A 24,847-nucleotide genomic window follows, 5' to 3' on the forward strand; every position below is an offset into this window, starting at 1 on the left:
CCACACTGACGAAACACGAAAAAAACGTGTGGGATTCGTTATGTCTTCTGTTGACAGGCGAAACGCTCGATCGTGTTCTTTCTACCACTTAGGGCATTTTCTATTACGGGGATGCCCTATTTGTGTTGCGCTTCTTTACATACTACTATCGGGATGAATAGTTACAAAGAAGACATGAACCCGATTCCTTGATTAGAATAGATGTGTCACCAAACCATTCACAAGGAGGTTCATGTCTCATGAATAGATTAGCACATCACCAAGGAATCCACAAGTTTTTGACGATGTTGGGGTTGGCACTTTATTTCTCGAAACCTGTCATGAAGCATCTCGTTCATATCGTGGATGCGATGATTACAAAGGGCTTTTCGGGAACGCTGACCGATCTACATCATGGGAGTTTTCATCCGAACCATCGCACGACACTGAGCCATTTTTTCACGAAAAGCCCATGGGAGGAAGAGACGTTGCTTCGCAAACTCCAGCAGTGGGTGCTTCATCGTGTCGAACGCAGCTCGAAACGAGAGAATCAACCCATTTTTGTTTCGATCGATGATACGATTTGCCAAAAAACGAAGCCCTCGTCACGGGCAACACACGCTATTCAAGGGTGTGATTGGCACTATTGTCACGCAGAGAAAAAATCGATCTGGGGACATTCTCTCGTTTGGCTCATGGTTCATACGATGATCCAAGCATTTCCTTTTGCCTTTCGCCTCTATGACAAGACGGCGGGGAAAAGCAAAGGGGAACTTGCGATGGAGATGCTTTCTTCTTTAGATACACGCCAACCCGTTTATGTGCTCATGGACTCTTGGTATCCATCGAAAACCCTCGTGGGAGCCTGCTTGAAAAAAGGGTTCCACGTCATCGCGATGCTGAAGACGAATCGGATTCTCTATCCAAAAGGGACGGCCATTCAAGCAAAGGAATTTGCCACATCTATGGAGCCACGGGATACCCGCCTCGTCACGGTGGGAAAAGAGCGTTATCGGGTGTATCGCTACGAAGGCGCTCTGAACGGTCTCAAGGATGCCGTGGTGCTGCTCGCTTGGAAAGCCGATCAATCGATGACATCGGAACACCTTCATTGCGTGTTGAGCACGGATCGCAAGCTGAGCGATGAAGATATCCTAAGCTACTACGCGGAACGTTGGTCGATCGAATGTTTTTTCCGTCAGTCGAAAGACCAGCTGAAGCTCGATGGGTACCGCGTTCGTCACGTTCGTGCGGTGAAACGGTATTAGATTTTGGTACAACTGACTTATGTGTACAGTATGTTCGAGTCCAACGGTGATTTCTCTACCGGGCTTGACCTTCTCCGAACGAACAAAGCACATCGTCTTGTAGAATTTATCTACGGCGCGGCGAAACAAAATATTCCCATTGATGCCGTGAAAAAACAGCTCCATGTGGCATAAGGGGTACCCCGTTTGCCTCTTTTTAAATGGTAATTATTGTAACAAAAATTGCTCAACTACAGATAGTAATATATTGTTATAAAAGTTTTTTCATAACTTAAGTGTTTATTAATTGATAAAAAATAAAATACTTGATAATATTCAAGGTAGGAGGTGGAAAAATGAGAAAGTATATTCTTTTTATTTTTTGTATGTTTTTTGGGTTGGTTATAAGTTCGTAACATACAAGTGCACAAACAATAGTTTCGGATGAGCAACTTGAACAAGTCAGAGAGAATTTTTTACAGATGGGAATTGATGAAGAAACCGCGAGTAAGCTTGTAGAAAAAGTGAGGAATGGTGAACTTTTAGATAGTCAAAAGCCAGACGAACTTGATAAAAAAAGAGAATACCTAGTTGTTAGTTTATCTGAAGGAAAGAAATATATTGAGTTTAGTGATGGTTCAAGAATAGAGATTAGTTTGTCGAATTCAAGTCCTGTTGTGACTACTTTTGACTATGCAACTGGTACAGTATCTTATAATTCTTGTCAATCTGGTTCAGGTTATAAAAATTGTACTATTAAAGTAAGGTACTACGATGGGATTTGGGACATATATTTTAATGCTAAAATCTCCTTAATTCAGGATGGATATGATATGATTTCCCCAATTTATAACCAAGGAGTAGACGCGGTGTTGTACACTGTTGTGGAGAAAAAATTTGAAATTGTGCAGAAAGTTGAAACGAGTTCAGTAGCAGCTAAAGCTGATTATACAAATCAATTCACTCATAAGTCGGGTTTGTACACATTATCTAGAACATTGACACTTTATGTGGAAAACGATAATGCCTATGCTCGTTTGAACTATTATTGAGCCCTTTTGACTTTTTAACTAGTTGGGCATCATTATGCAATTAGAATTTTAGTAGCGATTGATCGATTGTATTATTTATTATTTTCGGTAAAGTAAAATAGGGGGGATTTAATGGACTGGATTGTCGGGATAGCTTTAATTATCATCATTTTTTTTTCAACTAGTACAATAGAAAAAAATCTTAAAACAATAAAAAGCCAAAATGATACAATTATCGAGTTGTTAAAGGAGATAAAAAATAAAAAGGAATCGTAAGTGCTTAAATGAAAGGGCACTATACTTATTTTGTAAAATTTTTGTATTTTATAGATCTTCGCTACAAGTTGTAAATGAAAAACCCGCCTTATCTAGACGGGTTTTTTCATCCCCACGACCAGCTCCTTATCCGGCGTGACGTAAATCGTCTGTTGGTTTTCGTAAATGACAAAGCCCGGTTTGGCGCCGCTCGGTTTTTTGACGTAGCGGACGCGCGTGTAGTCGACTGGGACGGAGCTCGAGTGGCGCGCTTTGCTAAAGTAAGCGGCTAAGTGAGCAGCTTCTATAATCGTTTGTTGTGACGGTTGTTTGCTGCGAATGACGACGTGGGAGCCAGGGATGTCTTTCGTGTGCAGCCAAATGTCGTCTTTGCTGGCGAATTTGTTCGTTAAATAGTCGTTTTGTTTATTGTTTTTGCCGACAAAAATTTCTGTTCCGTCGCTTGATATGTAGCGTTCGAGTTCGATTGTGCGCAGCTTTTGTTTTTTTTGTTTTGTCGCCTTGGCGCGCAAATATCCTTGTTCGATTAATTCGTCGCGAATGTCGTCAATGTCTTTTGGCGAGGCGGTTTCGAGCTGCTGCAATAGCGTATCGAAATATATAATTTCTTCTTTCGTCCGCTCAATTTGTTCCTGCACGATGGAAAGCGAATTTTTCGCTTTTTGGTATTTTTGAAAATAGTTTTGCGCGTTTTCGGACGGCGTTTTTTGTTCATTAAGCGGAATGGTGATTGTGGCACCGTTTTCGTCATAATAGTTAACGACTTCGATTTCGCCCATTCCTCGCTTCACTGCATAAAGGTTTGCCGTGAGCAGTTCCCCATATAGTCGATATTGCTCCGCTTGTTTTGCTTCTTCTAACGTTTGTTTTAACTTCGCGAGCTTTTTCTCGTTTTTCTCTTTTTCATTCGCGACAAATCGTTCTAAATCGTGCGCCTGTTGTTTGACCCGGTCGCGTTCCGCTTTGCCGAAATAAAAACGATCAAGCATGTCGCTTAACGTTGGAAAATGTTTTTCTTCCCCTTCGATATGGGTAAGCGGCAACGCGTAAAAGATGTCTTTTGTCCCGTTTGTATATATACACGGAGCAAATTTCTCGTTTCGCACATCTTCCATAAGCGTGATAAAACTTTTCGGCAACGTCGTTCGGTTAGCGAGCCCTGCACGATAGATGACTTCGCGCGCAAAAAGCGGGGAGATGCCCATAAATGTGGCGACGAGTTGATCCGCTAATTTTCCTGCGAGAAAATCGATTTTTTTTAACACCGTTTCTTCCGCCGCTTTAAGCGGATTCAGTTTGTCGTGCGATGGCGGCGCAATGTAAGGCGCTCCCGGCAGCACCGTTCGGTAGCGATTCACAGCAGGTGAAAGATGTTTGACGCTATCGATAATTGTGTTCGTCTGTTCATCGACAAGAATGATGTTGCTGTGGCGACCCATGATTTCGATGATCAGCTGTTTTGTGCATATATCACCGAGCTCATTTCTTGCTTTCACGTGAATGATGATGATGCGATCGAAATCGACTTGCGTAATCGCTTCAATGACGCCGCCTTCAATATGTTTGCGCAAAAGCATACAAAACATCGGCGGCTCATGAGGATTATCGTACGCTTCATTTGTTAAATGAACGCGGGCGTAAGTCGGATGCGCACATAACAACAACTTATAATTGCTTCTGTGCGAGCGAACGTGAAGCACTAATTCAGATGGAAACGGCTGATAAACTTTTGAAATGCGTCCGCCGACAAGCGTTCGCTGTAATTCTTTTGTCATCGCATATGTAAATACTCCGTCAAACGACATGGAAAACACCTTTCTCTTTTTTCTTTTCATTATACCATATCATTTTTTTGTACATGCCTGAATAAGCTGTCATAGATAAGACAAGCGGAAGGGGGAAAGAAATGAGCTGGCACAAATTGCGTGTTGAACAAGTTGAACAACAAGTAAATACAACGATCGGTTTCGGATTAACGGAAAAAGAAGCGAAAAAACGGTTAAAACAATTTGGGAAAAATGAACTGTCGGAAGAAAAAAAGCCGTCTGCATTCAAACAATTTTTTGGACAGTTTCAGGATTTTATGGTGCTCGTCTTATTGGCAGCAACAGCGATTTCCGCTGTACTCGGCGAATACATTGATGCGGTAGCGATCGTGGCGATTATCATCATTAATGCATGTTTAGGATTTATACAAGAGCGGCGGGCAGAAAAGTCGCTTGAAGCGTTAAAAAAACTATCTGCCCCAGAATCGCTCGTTTTGCGTGATGGCGAATGGATGAAAGTACCGTCTGCCGACCTTGTCGTTGGCGATATTGTAAAATTTACGAGCGGCGATCGCATCGGGGCTGACGTTCGCATCGTGGAAGCGAAAGGACTATATATCGAAGAATCGTCGTTGACAGGCGAATCGCTTCCTGTCGAAAAACAAACCACACCACTTGCGCAAGACGTTTCGCTTGGTGATCGGACAAATATGGCATTTATGGGGACGCTCGTGACGAAAGGAAGCGGGATTGGGATCGTTGTGGCGACAGGAATGAATACAGCGATGGGGCAAATTGCCCATTTATTGCAGTCTGCGCCAACGATCATGACGCCATTGCAGCAGAAGCTTGAACAGCTCGGCAAAATTTTAATTGTCATCGCTTTAGCGTTGACGGCGCTCGTTGTTGTGCTCGGTGTATGGCAAGGGCATGCGTTATATGACATGTTTTTAGCTGGGGTATCGCTTGCGGTTGCCGCCATTCCGGAAGGGTTGCCTGCCATCGTTACCGTTGTGTTGGCGCTTGGCGTTCAGCGAATGATGAAACGAAACGCCATCGTGCGCAAACTGCCAGCTGTTGAGACGCTCGGATGTGCCTCGGTCATTTGTTCAGATAAAACAGGAACGATGACAGAAAATCAAATGACGGTCACACACGTATGGGTGAATAATCGGTTATGGACGGTCAGCGGGACGGGCTATGAACCGAAAGGAACGTTTTTGTTGAACGGGAAACAAGAAAAAATAGATACGTCGTTGCAACAAATATTATTGTTCGGCGCGTTATGCAATCATGCGGAACTGAAGAAAAAAGGGAAAACGTATATGATTGCCGGCGATCCGACTGAAGGGGCGCTCGTTGTCGCGGCGGCGAAAGCCGGATGGACGAAAGAAAAAATCGCGGTCGAATTTACGATTGAACGTGAATTTCCATTTGATTCGGTGCGCAAAATGATGACCGTCATCGTCAAAGACCGCTCTAATCGGCGCTGGATTGTCACAAAAGGAGCGTCGGATATGTTGCTTGAACGTTGCCGCTTCATATATATGGACGGTCAAGCAAAACTGCTTCGTGACGAAGAACGAAAAACGGTGCAACAAACGGTCAATATGCTCGCCTCACAAGCGTTGCGCACGATTGCGATCGCCTATCGTCCACTTTCACTTACCGAAGCGATCAATGATGAAACGAAAGCGGAAAGCGATTTAACGTTTATCGGCTTACAAGGAATGATCGATCCGCCGCGCAAAGAAGTGAAACAAGCGATTGCTGAATGTAAAAAAGCGGGCATTAAAACGGTCATGATTACAGGAGACCATATTTTAACAGCGAAAGCGATTGCCCAGCAACTACATATGTTGCCGCCGAACGGAAAAGTGATGGACGGAAAGACGTTATCACAGCTTTCTGTCGATGAATTAGAAGACGTTGTGGAAGATGTATATGTTTTTGCGCGCGTATCGCCAGACGATAAATTAAAAATTGTGCAAGCGTTGCAAAAAAGGGGACATATTGTCGCAATGACAGGCGATGGCGTGAACGATGCTCCGGCCATTAAAACAGCCAACATCGGCATTGCGATGGGGATCACAGGAACAGACGTCTCAAAAGAAGCGGCCTCGCTCGTTTTGTTAGACGATAACTTTGCAACCATTAAAGCAGCGATTGAAGAAGGACGAAACATTTACGAAAACATTCGCAAATTTATTCGCTACTTGCTTGCCTCAAACGTTGGAGAAATTTTAGTCATGTTGTTTGCGATGATTTTAGCGCTTCCGCTTCCGCTTGTACCGATTCAAATTTTATGGGTCAATCTTGTGACTGATGGGCTTCCTGCGATGGCGCTCGGATTAGATCGGGCAGAAGAAAATGTCATGAAGCGGCCACCACGCCATCCGAAAGAAGGAATATTTGCACGCGGGCTCGGATGGAAAATTGTTAGCCGTGGCTTTCTTATCGGCATAGTGACGCTTATCGCGTTTCTCGTTGTGCATACGCGCCATCCGGAAAATTTGACGTATGCGCAGACGGTCGCGTTTGCGACGCTTGTGCTCGCTCAGCTCATTCACGTCTTTGATTGCCGAAGCGAACGGTCGGTGTTTGACCGCAATCCGTTTGAAAATATGTATTTAGTGTTTGCCGTTTTATCATCGCTTTTATTGCTGCTTGTCGTCATTTATTATCCGCCGCTACAACCGATTTTCCATACCGTTTCGCTACCGGTTGCCGATTGGTTGCTTATTATCGGACTATCGTCTATCCCGACATTTTTACTTGCAGGGTCGCTATTTACGCGACGGCGTTCATGAAATGTTTTCGCTATATAGTGATATGTGCTATAATGAGAGAGGGTAATGGAGCGAATCTATTACCTTCTTTTGTTGTCGATATTTCATATGTACAATGGATGTGAGAACATGATCGTAAGTATGACAGGATTTGGCCGAGGAAAAAAAGAAGGCGAAAACGTAAGCGTCACGGTGGAAATGAAATCAGTCAACCACCGTTTTTGCGAAATTTCGATCCGCATGCCTAGACAGTGGATGATGTTTGAAGATAAAATAAAAAGAGTCATTACTGAACGTATTGCACGTGGACGTGTTGAAGTGTTTATTACTATTGAGGGGGAACAGCTCGTTGAACGAACGCTTCACGTTGATTGGCAGCTTGTTGATGCGTATTATCGTATGCTTCATGATGTGCGCAGTCGGTTTCACTTAAAAGACGATGTATCGCTGCGAGATGTTGTACACATGCTATCAGATGCGGTGGAAATGACAGAGCAACCGACCGAAAATGAAGCGCTTCTTTCTTTACTTTTACAAGCGACAAAAGAAGCGGTCGAACAACTAAAACATATGCGCGAACAAGAAGGAAAAGCGTTATTAGCAGATATGCTTGCGCAACTTGAGGTAATTGAGACAAGCGCGCGTCGCATTGAACAACTCTCACCAACAGTCGTCGCTTCTTATCGCGATCGCATACATAAACGAGTGCATGAATTTGTGCAAGGTATCGTGGATGAGCAACGGCTATTAACGGAAGTCGCATTATTTGCGGAAAAAGTCGATATTCATGAAGAATTAAAACGCATATATAGCCATATTGAACAGTTTCGTCGCATCGTTTCTGAAGGGGGAGCAGTTGGACGAAAACTTGACTTTCTCGTTCAAGAGCTCAATCGTGAAATGAATACGATCGGTTCAAAAGCAAATGATCGCCACATTGCTTCTGAAGTCGTTAACATGAAAAGTGCCCTTGAAAAAATTAAAGAACAAGTGCAAAATGTGGAGTAGTTTGTTTATTATAGAAGGGTAGGGATGAACGTGAAGGAACGAGGTTTATTAATCGTTTTATCAGGACCGTCTGGCGTCGGAAAAGGGACGGTGCGAAAAGCATTATTTTCACAGCCAGACATTCAATTGCAATATTCGATTTCTGTCACAACGCGCAAACCGCGTGAAGGAGAAGTTGATGGTGTCGACTACTTTTTCAAAACGCGTGAACAGTTTGAACAAATGATTCGCCAAAATGAATTGTTAGAATGGGCCGAATATGTCGGAAACTACTATGGCACGCCAATTGAGTACGTGGAAAAAACGTTACAAGAAGGAAAAGACGTCTTTTTAGAAATTGAAGTGCAAGGGGCGATGCAAGTTCGTAAAGTGTTCCCAGGGGCGCTCTTTATTTTCCTCGCTCCGCCAAGCTTAAGCGAATTGCGTAAACGAATTGAAATGCGCGGAACAGAATCAGAAGAACTCATTCGCGATCGCTTAAAAGCTGCAAAAGAAGAACTAGAAATGATGGATGCATACGATTACGTCGTTGAAAACGATCAAGTTGAGCTTGCGTGTGAACGCATTAAAGCGATCGTGACGGCTGAACATTGCCGTCGTGAACGCGTTGCACAACGATATAAAAAGATGTTGGAGGTTGAGTAATATGTTATATCCTTCGATTGACTTACTTATGACAAAATTAGATTCAAAATATACGCTTGTCACAGTGGCAGCGAAGCGAGCACGCCAATTGCAAGTAAAAAATGATTTAACGATCGAAAAACCTGTGTCGAAAAAATTTGTCGGCAAAGCGTTAGAAGAAATTGCGGCGGGTCATATTGAAGTCGTTAGCGAAGAAGAAGCAGCGCAATAAACTACTTACGACAACCTAGTTTTAGGTTGTTATTTTTTTACAAATAACAAATGAAAGGGGTAACGTTGATGCTTCAGCAAAAAAACATTTTATTATGTGTTACTGGTGGTATTGCGGTGTATAAAGCAGCAGCGCTCACAAGCAAACTTGTACAGGCGGGGGCGAATGTCAAAGTCGTCATGACGGAAGCCGCTTGTCAATTTGTCACACCGCTTACGTTTCAAGCGTTATCGAAAAACGAGGTGTACGTCGATACATTTGATGAAAAAAAACCGAACGTCATTGCACATATTGACTTAGCTGATTGGGCGCATGTCGTACTCGTTGTCCCTGCGACCGCAAACACGATCGCAAAACTTGCACACGGACTAGCTGATAATATGGTGACAACCATTTTACTTGCGACAAAAGCATCGGTTTGGCTCGCGCCTGCGATGAACGTTCATATGTACGAGCATCCAGCCGTACAACAAAATATGCGCACATTGCAGTCGTTTGGTTATCGTTTCATTGAACCGGTCGAAGGGTTACTTGCGTGCGGCTATGTTGGAAAAGGACGATTAGAAGAGCCAGAAACGATCGTCGCTTTGCTTGAACAACATTTCGCAACAAACGAGATACTAAAAGGAAAAAAAGTGTTAGTAACCGCTGGTCCGACTCGAGAAAAACTTGACCCTGTCCGCTTTTTCAGCAATCATTCGACAGGAAAAATGGGTTATGCCATCGCCGAAGCGGCGCGCGATTTTGGAGCCGATGTCGTACTCATTTCTGGTCCGACATCGCTTCCTCACCCTGTAGGTGTACAGATGATTCGTGTGGAAAGTGCGCAAGATATGTATGAAAAAGTGATGAACCATTTCCACGATAGCGATATCGTCATTAAAACAGCCGCGGTGGCGGATTATCGCCCAAAATACGTCGCTGACAATAAAATAAAAAAACAACAAGGGGACTATACTGTCGTTTTAGAGCGAACGATCGACATTTTACACACACTCGGCAAACAAAAAACGCACCAATTTTTAGTTGGCTTTGCGGCAGAAACGAACGATGTCGAACGATATGCGAAAGATAAGCTTGCGCGCAAAAACGCCGATATGATTGTCGCAAATAACGTCGTACAAGAAGGAGCGGGATTCGGAACGGATACAAATATTGTGACGTTATTTAAACGAGATGGCACGGAAAAACAACTTCCGCTTTTACCAAAGTCGGAAGTGGCAAAAGAAATTTTACGTGAAGTTCATCGCGAAATTGAGGGACGCTTATGACGATTGCTTCTGTCATCGTTGATATTCCAGCGAGTCAAACGGATCGCCCGTTTGATTACGCGATCCCGCCTGAACTTGTCGGTATCGTACAAGCTGGGATGCGCGTTGTCGTGCCATTTGGCACCCGCTTTTTACAAGGGTTTGTCATTGAAGTGAAAGAAACGACCGATATGCCGATGGAACAATTAAAGCCTATTCATTCCCTTTTTGATGTCGTTCCTGTATTTAATGAAGAACTGCTTCAATTAGGAAAATGGCTAACGGAAACGACGCTTTGTTTTATGGTATCAGCACTTCAAGCGATGTTACCTGCTGCGATGAAAGCGAAGTATGAAAAAGACATTCGGCTCATTAAACAATATATTTCGCTTGTACATGAAGATGTACGTGCGTTGTTTGGCGATCGTCTCGCAATTCCGTGGAGCGATGTCGAAAAAACACCGTACGTACGCCTGTTGCAAAAAGAAATTGCAAACGGTCATATTGAAGTCGTTTATCGTGTTGAAGAAAAAGGAAAAATAAAAACAGAAAAATGGGTCGAATTATGCGCAAGCGATGAATATGTCACACATATGCTCGCATCGCTCTCAACGCGCGCAATCAAACAAAAACAAGTGCTCGAGCGGTTGCTTGTGGCGCGCGCTTTACCGTTAAAACAGCTATTGAGCGAAACGAATAGCACATCCGCGACCGTTCAATCGCTCATTCAAAAACAGCTCGTTACTGTGAAAGAACGAGAAGTATATCGTGACCCATATGCAAATCGCTCATTTACAAAAACAAAACCGCTCGCTTTAACAGATGAACAACGAAAAGCGCTACATGCGATCGGACAAGCGCTTGACGAAGACGCGCACGATGTTTTTTTAATGTACGGCGTCACCGGAAGCGGAAAAACAGAAGTGTATATGCAGGCAATTGATGTCGTCTTAAAAAAAGGAAAAGAAGCGATTGTGCTCGTACCTGAAATTTCGCTGACGCCTCAAATGGTGAAGCGGTTTAAAGAACGATTTGGCTCGAGAGTAGCCGTTCTTCATAGCGGCTTATCGCTTGGAGAAAAGTATGACGAATGGCGAAAAATTCAACGAAAAGAAGTGCAACTCGTCGTCGGGGCGCGCTCTGCCATTTTCGCTCCGTTTGAAAACATCGGCATCATTATTATCGATGAAGAGCATGAAACGAGCTACAAACAAGAGGAGTCACCGCGCTATCACGCTCGCGATGTTGCTATTTTTCGCGGTCGTTACCATCGTTGTCCGGTTGTGCTCGGGAGCGCCACCCCATCGCTTGAATCGTTTGCTCGCGCGAAAAAAGGGGTATATAAACAAGTTACGTTAACGAGACGAATGAACGATCATGCGCTTCCGCCTGTTGAGATTGTCGATATGCGTGAAGAATTACGGGCAGGAAACCGTTCGATGTTTTCTCGGCTCTTATTTGACAAATTAACGGAGCGGTTACAAAAAGGGGAGCAGTCCGTTTTATTTTTAAATCGTCGTGGCTATTCATCTTTTGTCATGTGTCGAGACTGCGGTCACGTTATTCAATGTCCTCATTGCGATATTTCGCTCACGTACCATCGCGTGCAACAGCAGCTGAAATGTCATTATTGTGGATACGAACAACGCATGTCTTCGCATTGTCCTGCTTGCCAAAGCGAACATATTCGTTTTTTTGGAACAGGAACACAAAAAGTGGAAGAAGAATTAACAAAGCTTTTACCTCATGCGCGTGTCATTCGCATGGATGTCGATACAACGAGCCGCAAAGGAGCACACGAACGATTGTTAAATGAATTCGGGGAAGGGAAGGCGGACATTTTACTTGGCACGCAAATGATTGCGAAAGGACTTGATTTTCCGAACGTCACATTAGTCGGCGTATTAGCGGCTGACACAATGCTTCATGTGCCTGACTTTCGGGCGGCAGAAAAAACGTTTCAGCTACTAACACAAGTGAGCGGTAGAGCCGGACGGCATCATTTGCCGGGCGAAGTCGTTATTCAAACGTACACGCCTGAACATTACAGCATCCAACTAGCAGCCGATCATCATTTTGAAGCGTTTTATGAGCGCGAAATGATTACCCGAAAAAAACACGGGTATCCGCCGTTTTACTATTTAGCACTCATTACCGTATCCCATGTCGATCCGCTCAAAGGGGTAAGCGTAGCTGAAAAAATTGCTGCACACGTGAAAAAACATCTTTCTCCTAAAGCGGTTGTGCTAGGACCTGTCGCTTCTCCGATTGCGCGCATGAACGATAGATATCGTTACCAATGCATGATAAAATACAAGCGGGAAGCGAACTTAACGACGGCGTTGCGCACGATTGTTGAACATTATCAGCGTGACATGGCGCGCGGCGATGTGACGATTACGATTGATTTAAATCCGTATATGATGATGTGAATAAGGGAGGAGACGTTTTGGCAATTTTACCGATTGTCATATATCCTGCACCAATTTTAGAAACCGTTTGCCAGCCGGTCACCGTATTTGACCGGAAATTGACGAAGTTATTAAACGATATGTATGATACGATGCTTGCGGCCGATGGGGTCGGTTTAGCCGCCCCACAAATCGGCATCGCTCAACAAATTGCGATTGTTGATATTGGCGACCGCCATGGACGCATTGAGCTAATTAATCCTGTCATCATTGAACAGAGCGGCGAACAACTCGGACCGGAAGGATGTTTAAGTTTTCCAGGATTATTTGGGGAAGTGAAACGTTTCCAATACGTGAAAGTACGCGCGCAAAATCGTCGCGGTCGCCCGTTTGAAATCGAAGCGACTGGCTTTTTAGCGCGCGCGTTACAACATGAGATTGACCATTTACATGGCATATTATTTACATCGAAAGTCATTCGGTACTATGAAGAAGGGGAGTTTGAAGGATGAACATTGTGTTTATGGGAACACCTGATTTTGCTGTTCCGATTTTAGAACAGTTGATCAAAGATGGATACAACGTCGTCGGCGTCGTGACGCAACCAGATAAACCAAAAGGACGGAAACAGCAATTAACCCCGCCGCCTGTCAAAGTGACTGCACAATCATACGGCATTCCGATACTACAACCAACGAAAATTCGGGAAAAAGACCAGTATGAACAAGTGATCGCCTTGCAACCTGATTTGATTGTGACGGCTGCGTTTGGACAAATTTTACCGAAACCGCTTCTTGAAGCACCAAAGTATGGCTGCATTAATGTTCACGCATCGCTTTTACCGGAGTTGCGCGGCGGCGCTCCGATTCATTACGCCATTTTACAAGGAAAAGAAAAAACAGGCATTACGATTATGTACATGGTTGAAAAACTAGATGCAGGCGACATATTAACGCAAGTGGAAGTGCCAATTGATGAACGCGATACGGTCGGGACATTGCATGACAAACTAAGCCAAGCGGGTGCGAAACTACTTTCTGAGACGCTTCCGAAACTGCTTCAAGGCGACATCACGCCGATCAAGCAAGATGATGAACAAGCGACGTTTGCATACAACATTAAGCCCGAACAAGAGCGGATCGATTGGACGAAAACAGGTGAAGACATTTACAACCATATTCGCGGCATGAATCCTTGGCCTGTTGCCTATACGACATACGGCGATGAACGTTGGAAAATTTGGTGGGGGGAAAAAGTGCAAGCTTCTTCACAGGCACAACCGGGCACGATTGTCGCCGTTGAGCAAGATGGCATCATCGTTGCAACCGGCAACGAAATAGCGATTAAAATTACGGAATTACAACCAGCAGGAAAACGGAAAATGAGCGCTACCGACTTTTTGCGCGGCACGACAATTTCAACTGGGACAGTATTAGGAGGGGCGAATGAGTAAAAAAAACGTGCGAAACTTAGCATTAGATGTGCTAATCGACATTGAAAAAAAACGAGCATATAGCAATTTATCATTACATCATGTGATCGAAACGAACGAATTATCCGCTCAAGACGTGGCGCTTTTAACAGAGATAGTGTACGGCACGATCCAACGACGCGATACGCTTGATTACTATTTACAGCCGTTTGTGAAAGGAAAAATTGAGCCGTGGGTGCGCCTGTTGCTCCGAATGTCGCTTTATCAAATGGTATTTTTAGATCGAATTCCTGATCGCGCGGCGTTATTTGAAGCGGTAGAAATAGCAAAACGTCGCGGTCATCGCGGCATCGCCTCGCTCGTAAACGGGGTATTGCGCTCCATTCAGCGCCAAGGGTTGCGCTCGTTTGATGAAATAAAAGACGACATTGAACGTCTAGCCGTTGCGACAAGCCACCCGCTTTGGCTCGTGCGGCGCTGGATCGAACAGTTCGGCTTCGATGAAACGAAACGGGTGTGTGAAGCAAACAACTTGCCGCCAGAACAAACGGCACGAGTGAACGTCATGCGTGCGACCGTTGAAGAAGTGATCGCTCTTCTAAAAGAAGAAGGCATTGAAGCCGTTCCTTCTTCCGTCGTGCCGATTGGAATCAAAATCATAAAAGGGAATGCAGCGAAAACGAGCGTGTTTCAAGAAGGGCTTCTTACGATTCAAGACGAAAGCTCGATGCTTGTTGCTTACGCTCTTTCTCCAACCGAAACAGACGTTGTTTTAGATTGTTGCGCGGCACCGGGCGGAAAGACGACGCATATGGCTGAACGAATGAACAACAAAGGCCGTGTCGTTGCGTTAGATATTCACGATCATAAAGTAAAGCTGATTGAGCAGCAGGCAAAACGTCTAGGCTTGTCGAATATTGAAACGAAACAACTTGATAGCCGTCAAGCACATATGCAATTTGCTGCTGAAACGTTTGATCGCATATTAGTTGATGCCCCTTGTTCAGGACTTGGCGTCATTCGGCGAAAGCCGGAAATTAAATATGCGAAAAGCGAAACAGATATTGCACAACTTGCAAACGTTCAACTAAATATTTTACGAGCCGTTGCCCCGCTTGTAAAACGTGGTGGAACGCTTGTATATAGCACATGTACGGTTGATCGGGAAGAAAACGAACAAGTGATTGCGACGTTTTTAGACGAACATCCACAATATGAGCTCGATGAGACGCTTCCTTCGCGCCTGCCATCATCGGTTGCGCCATACGTGCGTCACGGCATGTTGCAATTGCTTCCACATCACGTATATAGCGACGGATTTTTTATCGCCACATTGAAAAAGAAAGGTGAAATGATATGAAACCATCCATTTACTCGCTACGTTTAGAAGACTTGCAAAGTTGGGTGGAACAGCAAGGGGAAAAGCCGTTTCGCGCCACACAAATTTTTGAATGGTTATATAAAAAACGAGTGACGTCATTTGAAGAGATGACAAATATTCCAAAAGCGTTGCGCGAACAGTTAGATGAACATTTCGTCATCACGACATTAAAAACGCTCGTACAGCAAACGTCAAAAGACGGAACGATGAAGTTTTTATTTGAGCTTCATGACGGCTATTCGATTGAAACGGTGCTTATGCGCCATGACTACGGTAATTCGATTTGTGTGACGACACAAGTCGGCTGCCGAATCGGCTGTACGTTTTGTGCTTCTACGTTAGGCGGTTTAAAGCGCAACTTACAAGCAGGTGAAATTGTTGCCCAAGTCGTCAAAGTACAAAAAGCGCTCGATGAAACGAACGAACGAGTAAGCAGCATCGTCGTCATGGGAATCGGGGAACCGTTTGATAACTATGACGAGCTCATCAAATTTTTAAAAATCGTGAATCATCCAAAAGGGCTGCATATCGGCGCGCGTCACATCACCGTATCAACGAGCGGCATCATCCCAAAAATTTATCAATTTGCCGATGAAAATATGCAAATTAACTTCGCGATTTCACTTCATGCGCCAAATACGGAATTGCGCTCGAAGTTAATGCCGATTAACCGCGCTTATAAATTGCCAGAGCTAATGGAAGCGGTACGCTATTACATTGAAAAAACAGGGCGGCGCGTGACATTTGAATACGGTTTATTTGGCGGTGTGAACGATCAAATTGAACATGCCGAAGAGCTTGCTGAGCTGATTAAAGGATTAAAATGTCACGTCAATTTAATCCCGGTCAACTATGTGCCTGAACGCAACTACGTGCGCACGCCGCGCGAGCAAATTTTTGCGTTTGAGAAGACGTTGAAAAAACACGGCATTAACGTCACGATTCGCCGTGAACAAGGGCACGATATTGATGCAGCATGCGGTCAGCTACGTGCAAAAGAGCGGAAAGAAGAAACGAAAGCGTAACGATGTGGGCACACATATCGAAGTAAGGAAGTGATACGTATATGAAGGCGGTATTTCAAACGGATGTCGGTAAAATAAGGTCACATAACGAAGATAACGGCGGCGTTTTTATCAATCAAACAGGTGATTATTTAGCTGTTGTTGCTGATGGGATGGGTGGTCATCTGGCTGGTGATGTGGCGAGTGAAATGACGATGACGCAGTTAAAACAGTTTTGGGAAGAGACGGAAGAAATGACGTCCCCACAACAAGCAGAAACGTGGCTAAAAGAACATGTGATGAAAGTAAACGAATCGCTGTTTCAACACTCTCAAACGAACGATCATTGTCAAGGGATGGGTACAACCGTTGTTGCTGCCATTTGCACAAAACAGTTTGCGACGATCGGGCACATCGGTGATAGCCGTTGTTATTTACTAAACGCAAGCGGATTTCAACAAATGACAGAAGACCATTCTCTTGTCAACGAATTAGTGAAAAGCGGGCAACTATCGAAAGAAGATGCAGAGTATCATCCGCGTAAACATGTACTATTGCGTGCGCTCGGAACAGAACAGACGATTCAGCTAGACGTGAAAACAGTGACTGTCGAAGAAGGAGATATGTTATTGCTTTGTTCTGACGGCCTTTCTAATAAAGTATCGGAACAGATGATGGTCGACATATTAACGTCTGATCGCCCGCTTGAAGAAAAAGCGCAGGCGCTCATTGATGTTGCAAACGAGCACGGTGGGGAAGATAATATTACGTTAGCGATCGTACAATTTGCAGATGTGGATGAAAGTAGGTGATCGCTCGTGCTCATTGGCAAACGATTAAACGGTCGCTATAAACTTTTGCAACTCATTGGTGGCGGTGGCATGGCGAACGTTTATTTAGCTAGAGATATCATTTTAGATCGCGACGTTGCCGTGAAAGTGCTACGTTTAGATTTTGCAAACGATGAATTATTTATTAAACGTTTTCGCCGCGAAGCACAAGCTGCGACAAGTTTAAATCATGAAAACATTGTCACCATTTACGACGTTGGAGAAGATGACGGTATTTATTACATGGTCATGGAATATGTGCGTGGCTGTACGTTAAAACAATATATTCAGCAACACGCCCCCCTCCCTGTGCAAGAAGTGTTGCGCATGATGGATGAATTAACAGGAGCAGTGGCTCATGCCCATCAAAACGGAGTCATTCATCGTGATATTAAGCCACAAAATATTTTAGTCGCAGAAGACGGAACATTAAAAATTACAGATTTTGGTATAGCGATTGCTTTAAGTTCAACGACAATTACCCAAACGAATTCCGTTTTAGGCTCTGTTCATTATTTATCGCCTGAACAAGCAAAAGGTGGCATAGCGACAGAAAAATCAGATATTTATTCGCTCGGTATCGTCATGTTTGAACTATTAACAGGTCAATTGCCGTTCTCTGGCGAATCTGCTGTGGCAATTGTATTAAAACATTTGCAAACAGAAACACCGTCTGTGCGAAAATGGAATCCAAATATTCCGCAAAGCGTCGAAAACATTGTGTTAAAAGCAACAGCGAAAAATTTGTTGCATCGCTACAATAGCGCATTGGACATGCAACAACATATTCGTACAGCTCTTTTACCTGAGCGGATTAACGAAGCGAAATTTACGTTACCTATGGAAAATGAAGATGAAGAAACGAAAATTATCCCGATTGTACAACAAGTAGCTCCTTCACCGCCAGAAAAAAAAGAAAGTGTTTCTTATCCAAAAGAAAAGCGACAAAAAAAATGGATGATCGGTTTAAGCGTTTTTCTTCTTTTGCTCGTTGGCATAGGAGTGAGTGCGGTGACATGGATTCCGAAAGTATTTTTCCCGAAAGATGTTACTGTGCCCGATGTCACTGCTCAAAATTATGACGATGCTGTTGCAGAACTGACATCGTTAGGCTTGAAAATTGAAAAGACGGTTGAAGAAGAACATGATGATATTGCAGAAGGTTACGTCATTCGCACAAATCCACAGGCTGGGAAAGTCGTAAAAGTAGGCACAGCGGTGACAATTTATAGAAGTATAGGAAAGAAAAAAGTCGAGTTTAAAAATTATATTGGCGAACAAATTGATGATGTCGAACCACAATTGCGTTCCGAAAAGTATTTGCTCATCGATAAAAAAGAAGTGTATAGCGATGAACCAGTAGGGACGATCATTGAACAATTCCCGCTTCCGGGCGAAAAAGTTGTACCGGAAGAAACAGAAGTGCGTTTTACCGTCAGCCTTGGACCAGAAAAAATTGTTTTAAAAGATTTAACAGGATACACGGAAAAAAGTGTGCGCGATTATGCTGCAGACCAACAACTGTACGTGATCGTCAAACAGCAATATTCAGATACAGTCGAAAAAGGGCTCGTTATTTCTCAAACGCCACAAGCGAACGCAAAATTAGAAAAAGGAGCGACTGTGACGGTCGTCATTTCTCTTGGAAAAGAACCGATATTAACAAAGAAAGTCATCCAAGAAATTAGCATTCCGTACGAACCGCCTGTTGATGCAAACGAACCAGTCATGGCAGAATTATATATTGAAGATGAAAACCATTCATTTTCTCAACCGTACAAACGTTATCGCTTAACAAATGATGTAAAAGAACGTGTCGAATTTGTCATTCAACAAGGGAAACAAGGGCGTTATCGCGTCGTTGTCAATGGCACGACGGTGCGTGAAGGCATCGTGCCATATCCAACAACACCTTAAAGGAGGGAAGGCATGGCAGAAGGAAAAATTATTAAAGCGTTAAGCGGTTTTTATTACGTGTTAAGCGACGGTCAAGTGTATCAATGCCGTGGTCGCGGGGTGTTTCGGAAGCGGAAAGTGACGCCGCTTGTCGGCGACTACGTTTCTTTTCAGGCGGAAAATGAACGAGAAGGCTACATATTAGATGTATTTGAGCGGAAAAATGAACTTGTTCGCCCGCCCATCGCAAATATCGATCAAGCGATTTTAGTGTTTTCAGCCGTTGAGCCAGATTTCAGCCCCGGGCTACTGGATCGATTTCTCGTATTAATTGAAGCAAAACATATTCGACCCATTATTGTTGTAACCAAAATGGATTTAGTCGACGATGAAACAAAGCTGCACATTGAACGATATATTCGTGATTACCGTCAAATTGGATATGATGTGTTAGAAGTGTCAGTCAAAACGCTTGCAGGTGTTGAAGCGCTATTGCCGTACTTTACGGGAAAAGTGTCCGTATTTGCGGGGCAGTCGGGTGTTGGGAAGTCGTCTTTACTCAATGCGTTACGCCCAGACTTACAGTTAAAAACAGGGGACATTTCCCATCATCTTGGACGTGGAAAACATACGACAAGACATGTTGAGTTAATTGAAATCGGAGGCGGTTTTGTCGCAGATACGCCGGGATTTAGTGCGCTACAATTCGATGAGATCGAACTCGAACAATTGCCGCTTTGCTTTCCAGAGTTTGTAGCTAGAAGCGCCGATTGTAAGTTCCGCGGTTGTACGCATACAGCTGAGCCGAAATGTGCGGTGAAAGGGGCGCTAGCATCGGGAGACATTCCTTCTTATCGTTACGAACATTACGTGAGCTTTATCGAGGAAATAAAAGAACGAAAGCCGAGGTATTAAACATGATTAAAATTGCACCATCCATTTTATCTGCCAATTTTGCTAAACTAGGTGAAGAAATTATCGATGTCGAGCGTGGGGGAGCGGATTATATTCACGTCGATGTCATGGACGGGCATTTCGTCCCGAACATGACGATCGGCCCGCTCATCGTGGAAGCGATTCGACCTGTAACAACATTGCCGCTCGACGTTCATTTAATGATCGAACAACCCGATCGTTATATCCCGACGTTTGCGAAAGCAGGAGCAGACTATTTAACGGTGCACGTTGAAGCGTGCCCGCATTTACATCGCACCATTCATCTCATTAAAGAACATGGTGTAAAAGCAGGAGTAGCGTTAAATCCACATACACCGATTTCAATGATCGAACATTTGATTGAAGACCTTGACCTCGTTTTATTTATGACGGTCAATCCGGGTTTTGGTGGACAATCGTTTATTCCAGCCGTGCTTCCAAAAATTCATGCGTTGTCAACACTCATTCGCAAGCGTGGAATTTCTGTTGAAATTGAAGTAGACGGTGGTATTCAAGCTGAAACCGCAAAACTTTGTGTCGAAGCCGGAGCGAACGTTCTCGTTGCAGGATCAGCCATTTATAATCAAAAAGATCGTGCCAAAGCGATTCGCGCCATTCGTGAGGGTGTGTCATCTTGACACATCCTTCTTTCTTAGGGAGGTGAACATGTTGATTATTCATCTTGTAGCAGGAGGACCAACAAGCTTTTTACCTCATTTGCAAGCATATGACGGAGAAGACGTATGTTGGGTAGGGGTAGATCGTGGCGTTTTATCGTTGCTCGATGCGGGAATTATGCCAAAACGGGCGTTTGGCGATTTTGATTCTATTGATGAACAACAGTTACAACAATTGAAAAAAAAATTACCTCACATCGACATATGGCCAGCGGAAAAAGATCAAACGGATACAGACATTGCACTTGATTGGGCGCTTGAACAACAAGCGACAAAAATTCGTGTGTTTGGAGGAACGGGGGGACGACTGGACCATTTATTCGGCAACGTCCAGCTTTTGTTTAAAGGAAAAGACGGACAAATTGAATTAATTGATCGTCAAAATGTCGTTACGCTTTATCGAAGCGGCGAACATGTCGTTGAAAATGAAGGCGACTATTCGTATATTTCATTTATCCCAATGACTTCGATTCGTGCTTTAACGCTTCGCGGGTTTAAATATTCGCTCGATGCGCACGATATACCGCTCGGATCAACATTATGCGTAAGCAATGAACTCATCCATCATTTTGGTACTTTTTCGTTCACTGAAGGCATATTAATGATGATAAGAAGCAAGGATGAAAAATAACGCTTCGAGGTACGATTTGTGCGGAGATGAATATATTAGTAGAAGAGTGTGCACAGTAGGGGAGGGAATCATAGTGAAGTTTTATACGATTAAGTTGCCGAAATTTTTAGGTGGAATTGTGCGAGCGATGTTAAATTCATTCAAAAAAGGATAAAAAGCACCAATTATTTGGTGCTTTTTTCTATTACACGCGTTCTACTTTTCCGGATTTTAATGCGCGAGCAGAAACCCAAACGCGCTTTGGCTTTCCGTCAACTAAAATGCGAACTTTTTGAAGGTTTGCTTTCCATGTGCGGCGGCTCGCATTCATTGCGTGAGAACGAGCGTTTCCGAATGATTTTTTCTTACCAGTCACAAAGCATTTTGCCATTTTGTTTCCCTCCTCACTTGCCAAACTACGTGCTCAAAACACTACTATAATTTATCATACATAAAAACGGATTGCAATACTTCCGACATACTCTTTCAAGAAAATAACCTTGACATCTGTTTTCTATTTCGGGTAAATATACTATGGGTAGGAACTTTTAAAAATAAGCCGAGTATAGTACAATGGCGTTAGCTACCTAACAAGAAAGGGGACTTGAGCGATGTCCATTGAATTACAAACGAAATATGGTCGTGTTGAAATTAGCAACGATGTCATTGCAGCAATTGCTGGAGGAGCAGCAGTCGATTGCTACGGCATTGTCGGCATGGCATCAAAAAATCAGTTAAAAGATGGAATTGCTGAAATTTTACGTCGCGAAAATTTCGCGAAAGGTATTGTTGTTCGCCAAGAAAACGATGAAGTGCACATCGATTTATACGTCATCGTTAGCTACGGTACGAAAATTTCTGAAGTTGCTCACAACGTACAAACGAAAGTGAAGTATACGTTAGATCAAACATTAGGTTTATCTGTTCAGTCAATCAACATCTATGTTCAAGGGGTTCGTGTGACGAATCCGTAGTGAGGAGGAACAAGTCTGTGGGAGTGACAACATTAGATGGAAAGCGCTTCGCACAAATGGTGTTGCAAGGCGCGACACATTTAGCGAACAATGCAAAAACAGTAGATGCATTAAACGTGTTTCCCGTTCCAGATGGGGATACAGGAACGAACATGAATTTGTCGATGACGTCTGGTGCGAAAGAAGTAAAAAATCACGTATCTGACCATATCGGAAAAGTGGCAAGTGCGCTAGCGAAAGGATTATTAATGGGCGCGCGTGGAAATTCAGGCGTCATTTTATCACAATTATTCCGTGGATTTGCGAAAGCGATTGAACAAAAAAGCGAAATTAACAGCAAAGAGTTTGCGGCAGCGCTTGAAGCGGGTGTACAAACGGCATATAAAGCCGTGATGAAGCCAGTTGAAGGCACGATTTTAACCGTTGCAAAAGATGCAGCAAAGCGCGCTGTTACTGTTGCGAAAAAAGAAACAGACATCGTCGTTGTGATGACGGAAGTGTTAAAAGAAGCAAAAGCATCGCTGAAGCGGACGCCTGATTTACTTCCTGTTTTAAAAGAAGTAGGTGTCGTTGATAGCGGTGGACAAGGCCTCGTATTTGTATATGAAGGATTTTTAGCTGCCTTAAAAGGTGAAACAATTGCAGAAACAGAAGCATTGTCAATGGAACAGCTCGTCCGCACAGAACATCATCCCAACGTTCAAAGCCATCTAAGTGCAGATGATATTGAATTTGGATATTGTACAGAATTTATGGTGAAATTTGAGCAAGATAAAGTAGCGAAACACCCGTTTCAAGAAGAAACGTTTCGCCAAGATTTAAGCCGTTTCGGTGATTCGCTTCTTGTCATTGCAGATGATGAATTAGTAAAAGTGCACATTCATGCAGAACAGCCGGGAGAAGTGCTCACGTATGCGCAACGTTATGGAAGTTTAATTAACATTAAAATCGAAAACATGCGCGAACAGCATGCGAATATTGTCCATGAAAACATGCCGCAACCGAAAAAGCAAGAACGTCTCCCGTACGGCATCGTTGCGGTAGCGATGGGAGATGGCATTGCCGAATTATTTACAAGCATCGGTGCGCATGCGGTCATCGAAGGTGGACAAACGATGAATCCAAGCACAGAAGACATCGTAAAGGCAATTGAGGAAGTAAATGCCCAAACGGTATTTGTTTTGCCAAACAATAAAAATATTATTTTAGCAGCTCAACAAGCCGCTTCTGTCGCTTCATGTGATGTGGTTGTCATTCCATCAAAAACAGTGCCACAAGGAATGACTGCTTTGCTTTCCTTTAATCCTTCTGTGACAAAAGAAGACAATGAGAAGGCGATGACGGAGGCACTTGCTCGCGTAAAAACAGGACAAGTGACGTTTGCCGTACGCGATACAAATATTGATGGTGTCGAAATCGAAAAAGATGATTACATGGGAATTGCCGATGGGAAAATTGTCGTATCGGACAAAGAGCTTACGCATGTCGTTGAAACGTTACTTTCACATATCATTAGCGAAGAAGATGAAATTGTCACGATTCTTTCTGGTGAAGATGCGACAGAGGAACAACTCGCACACGTCGTTCAATTTGTTGAACAACAATTCCCGCATGTCGAAGTAGAAACGCATCATGGTGGGCAACCGCTATATCCATTTATTTTTGCGATTGAATAAAGCGAGATCGCTATCATTCACATACGATGAAAGAAGGGGAGTGTTCCCCTTCTTTTTCATGAAGATGACAAAGGGGAGAACAAAACGTGAAATATCGTAGTGTATTCGACATTATCGGTCCGATTATGATTGGTCCGTCAAGCTCACATACAGCAGGGGCGGTACGCATTGGCAAAGTAGCGCGCCATTTATTTGGGAGAAAACCTGCTTGGGCCGATATTTTCTTTTACGGTTCATTCGCTGAAACGTATAAAGGACACGGGACAGATGTTGCCATCGTTGGCGGTTTATTAAATTTTGATACGTTTGATGAACGAATGAAAACATCGTTGCACATTGCCAAACAAGAAGGCATTCGTATCACGTTTCATGAAGAAGAAGCGATTCCGCCTCACCCAAATACAGCAAAAATTCGTCTCGGCGACGAACAGGGTGAATTAGAGCTTGTCGGCATTTCAATTGGTGGTGGAAAAATTGAAATTATTGAGCTAAACGGTTTCGAACTAAAGCTTTCTGGTCATCACCCCGCCCTTTTAATTATGCATAACGATCGTTATGGAGCGATCGCAGGGGTCGCTAACGTGTTGGCGAAATATGCTATCAACATCGGTCATATGGAAGTCTCGCGGAAAGAAAAAGGAAAACAAGCGTTAATGACGATTGAAGTCGATCAAAATATTGACGATGCGATTGTCGAACAATTAAAAGCGCTACCACATATTATTGACGTAACAAAAATTGTCGAGTAAGCGCGGTGCAAAGGGGTGAAGTGCTGTTAAAATGTTTTTATAAAAAATTGTAAAACTCTATATACAAAT

General features: G+C 43.6%; 23 protein-coding genes and 1 pseudogene. 22 read left to right on the forward strand and 2 right to left on the reverse strand.

Annotated features, from left to right (window positions below; genetic code table 11):
• The first annotated feature begins 239 nt into the window (after window positions 1-239).
• From ACYQY7_RS10465 to ACYQY7_RS10475, 3 genes and pseudogenes are all read left to right on the forward strand, one after another.
• A pseudogene (locus ACYQY7_RS10465) lies at window positions 240-1,421 on the forward strand (IS701 family transposase).
• 287 nt (window positions 1,422-1,708) lie between these two features.
• A complete protein-coding gene (locus tag ACYQY7_RS10470) occupies window positions 1,709-2,278 on the forward strand; it encodes a hypothetical protein (RefSeq protein WP_461201971.1) in 570 nt (189 codons plus the stop codon).
• A gap of 111 nt (window positions 2,279-2,389) precedes the next feature.
• The gene (locus tag ACYQY7_RS10475; protein WP_461201972.1) at window positions 2,390-2,533 is read left to right on the forward strand and encodes a hypothetical protein; all 144 of its coding nucleotides are present in this window, start codon (window positions 2,390-2,392) and stop codon (window positions 2,531-2,533) included.
• A 92-nt stretch (window positions 2,534-2,625) separates the two neighbouring features.
• Here the strand turns inward: ACYQY7_RS10475 and ACYQY7_RS10480 are convergent, their stop codons facing one another.
• Complete coding sequence (locus ACYQY7_RS10480; protein WP_461201973.1) at window positions 2,626-4,338, reverse strand: Rqc2 family fibronectin-binding protein; 1,713 nt, start codon at window positions 4,336-4,338, stop codon at window positions 2,626-2,628.
• Between the two features lie 101 nt (window positions 4,339-4,439).
• On the opposite strand from ACYQY7_RS10480, the gene ACYQY7_RS10485 reads away from it, so the two are divergent.
• The 16 genes from ACYQY7_RS10485 (at window position 4,440) to spoVM (ending at window position 21,554) form a co-directional block, all read left to right on the forward strand.
• Window positions 4,440-7,109, forward strand: coding sequence for a calcium-transporting P-type ATPase, PMR1-type (locus ACYQY7_RS10485; RefSeq protein WP_461201974.1), 2,670 nt, complete (start codon window positions 4,440-4,442; stop codon window positions 7,107-7,109).
• A gap of 108 nt (window positions 7,110-7,217) precedes the next feature.
• Window positions 7,218-8,096 carry a YicC/YloC family endoribonuclease gene (locus ACYQY7_RS10490; protein WP_461201975.1) on the forward strand — a complete coding sequence of 293 codons (879 nt, stop codon included), beginning with the start codon at window positions 7,218-7,220 and terminating at the stop codon, window positions 8,094-8,096.
• A 24-nt stretch (window positions 8,097-8,120) separates the two neighbouring features.
• Window positions 8,121-8,741, forward strand: coding sequence for a guanylate kinase (gmk, locus tag ACYQY7_RS10495; RefSeq protein ID WP_461201976.1), 621 nt, complete (start codon window positions 8,121-8,123; stop codon window positions 8,739-8,741).
• Between the two features lies 1 nt (window position 8,742).
• The gene (gene rpoZ / locus ACYQY7_RS10500) at window positions 8,743-8,952 is read left to right on the forward strand and encodes a DNA-directed RNA polymerase subunit omega (RefSeq protein ID WP_461201977.1); all 210 of its coding nucleotides are present in this window, start codon (window positions 8,743-8,745) and stop codon (window positions 8,950-8,952) included.
• A 68-nt stretch (window positions 8,953-9,020) separates the two neighbouring features.
• On the forward strand, window positions 9,021-10,223 hold the full coding sequence (gene coaBC, locus ACYQY7_RS10505) for a bifunctional phosphopantothenoylcysteine decarboxylase/phosphopantothenate--cysteine ligase CoaBC (protein WP_461201978.1): 1,203 nt from the start codon (window positions 9,021-9,023) through the stop codon (window positions 10,221-10,223).
• The gene (gene priA, locus ACYQY7_RS10510; RefSeq protein ID WP_461201979.1) at window positions 10,220-12,634 is read left to right on the forward strand and encodes a primosomal protein N'; all 2,415 of its coding nucleotides are present in this window, start codon (window positions 10,220-10,222) and stop codon (window positions 12,632-12,634) included. The genes coaBC and priA overlap by 4 nt, the downstream gene beginning before the upstream one ends.
• Window positions 12,635-12,651: 17 nt before the next feature.
• Complete coding sequence (def, locus tag ACYQY7_RS10515) at window positions 12,652-13,125, forward strand: peptide deformylase (protein ID WP_461201980.1); 474 nt, start codon at window positions 12,652-12,654, stop codon at window positions 13,123-13,125.
• Window positions 13,122-14,066: a methionyl-tRNA formyltransferase gene (gene fmt, locus ACYQY7_RS10520; RefSeq protein WP_461201981.1), complete on the forward strand. Its 945-nt coding sequence runs from the start codon at window positions 13,122-13,124 to the stop codon at window positions 14,064-14,066. The genes def and fmt overlap by 4 nt, the downstream gene beginning before the upstream one ends.
• Window positions 14,059-15,405, forward strand: coding sequence for a 16S rRNA (cytosine(967)-C(5))-methyltransferase RsmB (gene rsmB, locus ACYQY7_RS10525; RefSeq protein ID WP_461201982.1), 1,347 nt, complete (start codon window positions 14,059-14,061; stop codon window positions 15,403-15,405). The genes fmt and rsmB overlap by 8 nt, the downstream gene beginning before the upstream one ends.
• A complete protein-coding gene (gene rlmN, locus ACYQY7_RS10530; RefSeq protein WP_021094254.1) occupies window positions 15,402-16,451 on the forward strand; it encodes a dual-specificity RNA methyltransferase RlmN in 1,050 nt (349 codons plus the stop codon). Before rsmB ends, rlmN begins: the two co-directional genes overlap by 4 nt.
• A 41-nt stretch (window positions 16,452-16,492) precedes the next feature.
• Entirely contained in the window at window positions 16,493-17,242 is a 750-nt protein-coding gene (locus ACYQY7_RS10535) for a Stp1/IreP family PP2C-type Ser/Thr phosphatase (protein WP_461201983.1), read from the forward strand.
• Between the two features lie 6 nt (window positions 17,243-17,248).
• Window positions 17,249-19,177: a Stk1 family PASTA domain-containing Ser/Thr kinase gene (gene pknB / locus ACYQY7_RS10540; RefSeq protein ID WP_461201984.1), complete on the forward strand. Its 1,929-nt coding sequence runs from the start codon at window positions 17,249-17,251 to the stop codon at window positions 19,175-19,177.
• A 12-nt stretch (window positions 19,178-19,189) separates the two neighbouring features.
• Window positions 19,190-20,071 (forward strand): ribosome small subunit-dependent GTPase A, encoded by an 882-nt coding sequence (gene rsgA, locus ACYQY7_RS10545; protein ID WP_461201985.1) that lies wholly within the window; start codon window positions 19,190-19,192, stop codon window positions 20,069-20,071.
• 2 nt (window positions 20,072-20,073) lie between these two features.
• Window positions 20,074-20,730, forward strand: coding sequence for a ribulose-phosphate 3-epimerase (rpe, locus tag ACYQY7_RS10550; RefSeq protein ID WP_461201986.1), 657 nt, complete (start codon window positions 20,074-20,076; stop codon window positions 20,728-20,730).
• A 28-nt stretch (window positions 20,731-20,758) separates the two neighbouring features.
• Complete coding sequence (locus tag ACYQY7_RS10555) at window positions 20,759-21,400, forward strand: thiamine diphosphokinase (RefSeq protein ID WP_461201987.1); 642 nt, start codon at window positions 20,759-20,761, stop codon at window positions 21,398-21,400.
• A 73-nt stretch (window positions 21,401-21,473) separates the two neighbouring features.
• Complete coding sequence (spoVM, locus tag ACYQY7_RS10560; protein WP_003394991.1) at window positions 21,474-21,554, forward strand: stage V sporulation protein SpoVM; 81 nt, start codon at window positions 21,474-21,476, stop codon at window positions 21,552-21,554.
• Window positions 21,555-21,584: 30 nt separating this feature from the next.
• Here the strand turns inward: spoVM and rpmB are convergent, their stop codons facing one another.
• The gene (rpmB, locus tag ACYQY7_RS10565) at window positions 21,585-21,770 is read right to left on the reverse strand and encodes a 50S ribosomal protein L28 (RefSeq protein ID WP_003394988.1); all 186 of its coding nucleotides are present in this window, start codon (window positions 21,768-21,770) and stop codon (window positions 21,585-21,587) included.
• A gap of 220 nt (window positions 21,771-21,990) precedes the next feature.
• Here rpmB and ACYQY7_RS10570 point away from each other — a divergent pair, with 220 nt between their 5' ends.
• The 3 genes from ACYQY7_RS10570 to sdaAB all read left to right on the forward strand — a co-directional run bounded on the left by ACYQY7_RS10570 (window position 21,991) and on the right by sdaAB (window position 24,778).
• A complete protein-coding gene (locus ACYQY7_RS10570) occupies window positions 21,991-22,353 on the forward strand; it encodes an Asp23/Gls24 family envelope stress response protein (RefSeq protein WP_006323120.1) in 363 nt (120 codons plus the stop codon).
• Window positions 22,354-22,370: 17 nt separating this feature from the next.
• Window positions 22,371-24,029 carry a DAK2 domain-containing protein gene (locus ACYQY7_RS10575; RefSeq protein WP_461201988.1) on the forward strand — a complete coding sequence of 553 codons (1,659 nt, stop codon included), beginning with the start codon at window positions 22,371-22,373 and terminating at the stop codon, window positions 24,027-24,029.
• 86 nt (window positions 24,030-24,115) lie between these two features.
• On the forward strand, window positions 24,116-24,778 hold the full coding sequence (gene sdaAB / locus ACYQY7_RS10580) for an L-serine ammonia-lyase, iron-sulfur-dependent subunit beta (RefSeq protein WP_461201989.1): 663 nt from the start codon (window positions 24,116-24,118) through the stop codon (window positions 24,776-24,778).
• Window positions 24,779-24,847: the final 69 nt, after the last annotated feature.

Source organism: Anoxybacillus sp. TBDG-1 (assembly GCF_054815885.1).

Bases quoted from the DNA above. Each gene is read 5' to 3' on its own strand.
- rpoZ (WP_461201977.1), top strand. From the start codon at position 8,743: ATGTTATATCCTTCGATTGACTTACTTATGACAAAATTAGATTCAAAA.
- ACYQY7_RS10490 (WP_461201975.1), top strand. From the start codon at position 7,218: ATGATCGTAAGTATGACAGGATTTGGCCGAGGAAAAAAAGAAGGCGAA.
- coaBC (WP_461201978.1), top strand. From the start codon at position 9,021: ATGCTTCAGCAAAAAAACATTTTATTATGTGTTACTGGTGGTATTGCG.
- ACYQY7_RS10555 (WP_461201987.1), top strand. From the start codon at position 20,759: ATGTTGATTATTCATCTTGTAGCAGGAGGACCAACAAGCTTTTTACCT.
- ACYQY7_RS10570 (WP_006323120.1), top strand. From the start codon at position 21,991: ATGTCCATTGAATTACAAACGAAATATGGTCGTGTTGAAATTAGCAAC.
- ACYQY7_RS10475 (WP_461201972.1), top strand. From the start codon at position 2,390: ATGGACTGGATTGTCGGGATAGCTTTAATTATCATCATTTTTTTTTCA.
- rlmN (WP_021094254.1), top strand. From the start codon at position 15,402: ATGAAACCATCCATTTACTCGCTACGTTTAGAAGACTTGCAAAGTTGG.
- ACYQY7_RS10485 (WP_461201974.1), top strand. From the start codon at position 4,440: ATGAGCTGGCACAAATTGCGTGTTGAACAAGTTGAACAACAAGTAAAT.
- fmt (WP_461201981.1), top strand. From the start codon at position 13,122: ATGAACATTGTGTTTATGGGAACACCTGATTTTGCTGTTCCGATTTTA.
- ACYQY7_RS10480 (WP_461201973.1), bottom strand. From the start codon at position 4,338: ATGTCGTTTGACGGAGTATTTACATATGCGATGACAAAAGAATTACAG.
- priA (WP_461201979.1), top strand. From the start codon at position 10,220: ATGACGATTGCTTCTGTCATCGTTGATATTCCAGCGAGTCAAACGGAT.
- gmk (WP_461201976.1), top strand. From the start codon at position 8,121: ATGAACGTGAAGGAACGAGGTTTATTAATCGTTTTATCAGGACCGTCT.
- rpmB (WP_003394988.1), bottom strand. From the start codon at position 21,770: ATGGCAAAATGCTTTGTGACTGGTAAGAAAAAATCATTCGGAAACGCT.
- rpe (WP_461201986.1), top strand. From the start codon at position 20,074: ATGATTAAAATTGCACCATCCATTTTATCTGCCAATTTTGCTAAACTA.
- rsmB (WP_461201982.1), top strand. From the start codon at position 14,059: ATGAGTAAAAAAAACGTGCGAAACTTAGCATTAGATGTGCTAATCGAC.
- ACYQY7_RS10470 (WP_461201971.1), top strand. From the start codon at position 1,709: ATGGGAATTGATGAAGAAACCGCGAGTAAGCTTGTAGAAAAAGTGAGG.
- ACYQY7_RS10535 (WP_461201983.1), top strand. From the start codon at position 16,493: ATGAAGGCGGTATTTCAAACGGATGTCGGTAAAATAAGGTCACATAAC.
- rsgA (WP_461201985.1), top strand. From the start codon at position 19,190: ATGGCAGAAGGAAAAATTATTAAAGCGTTAAGCGGTTTTTATTACGTG.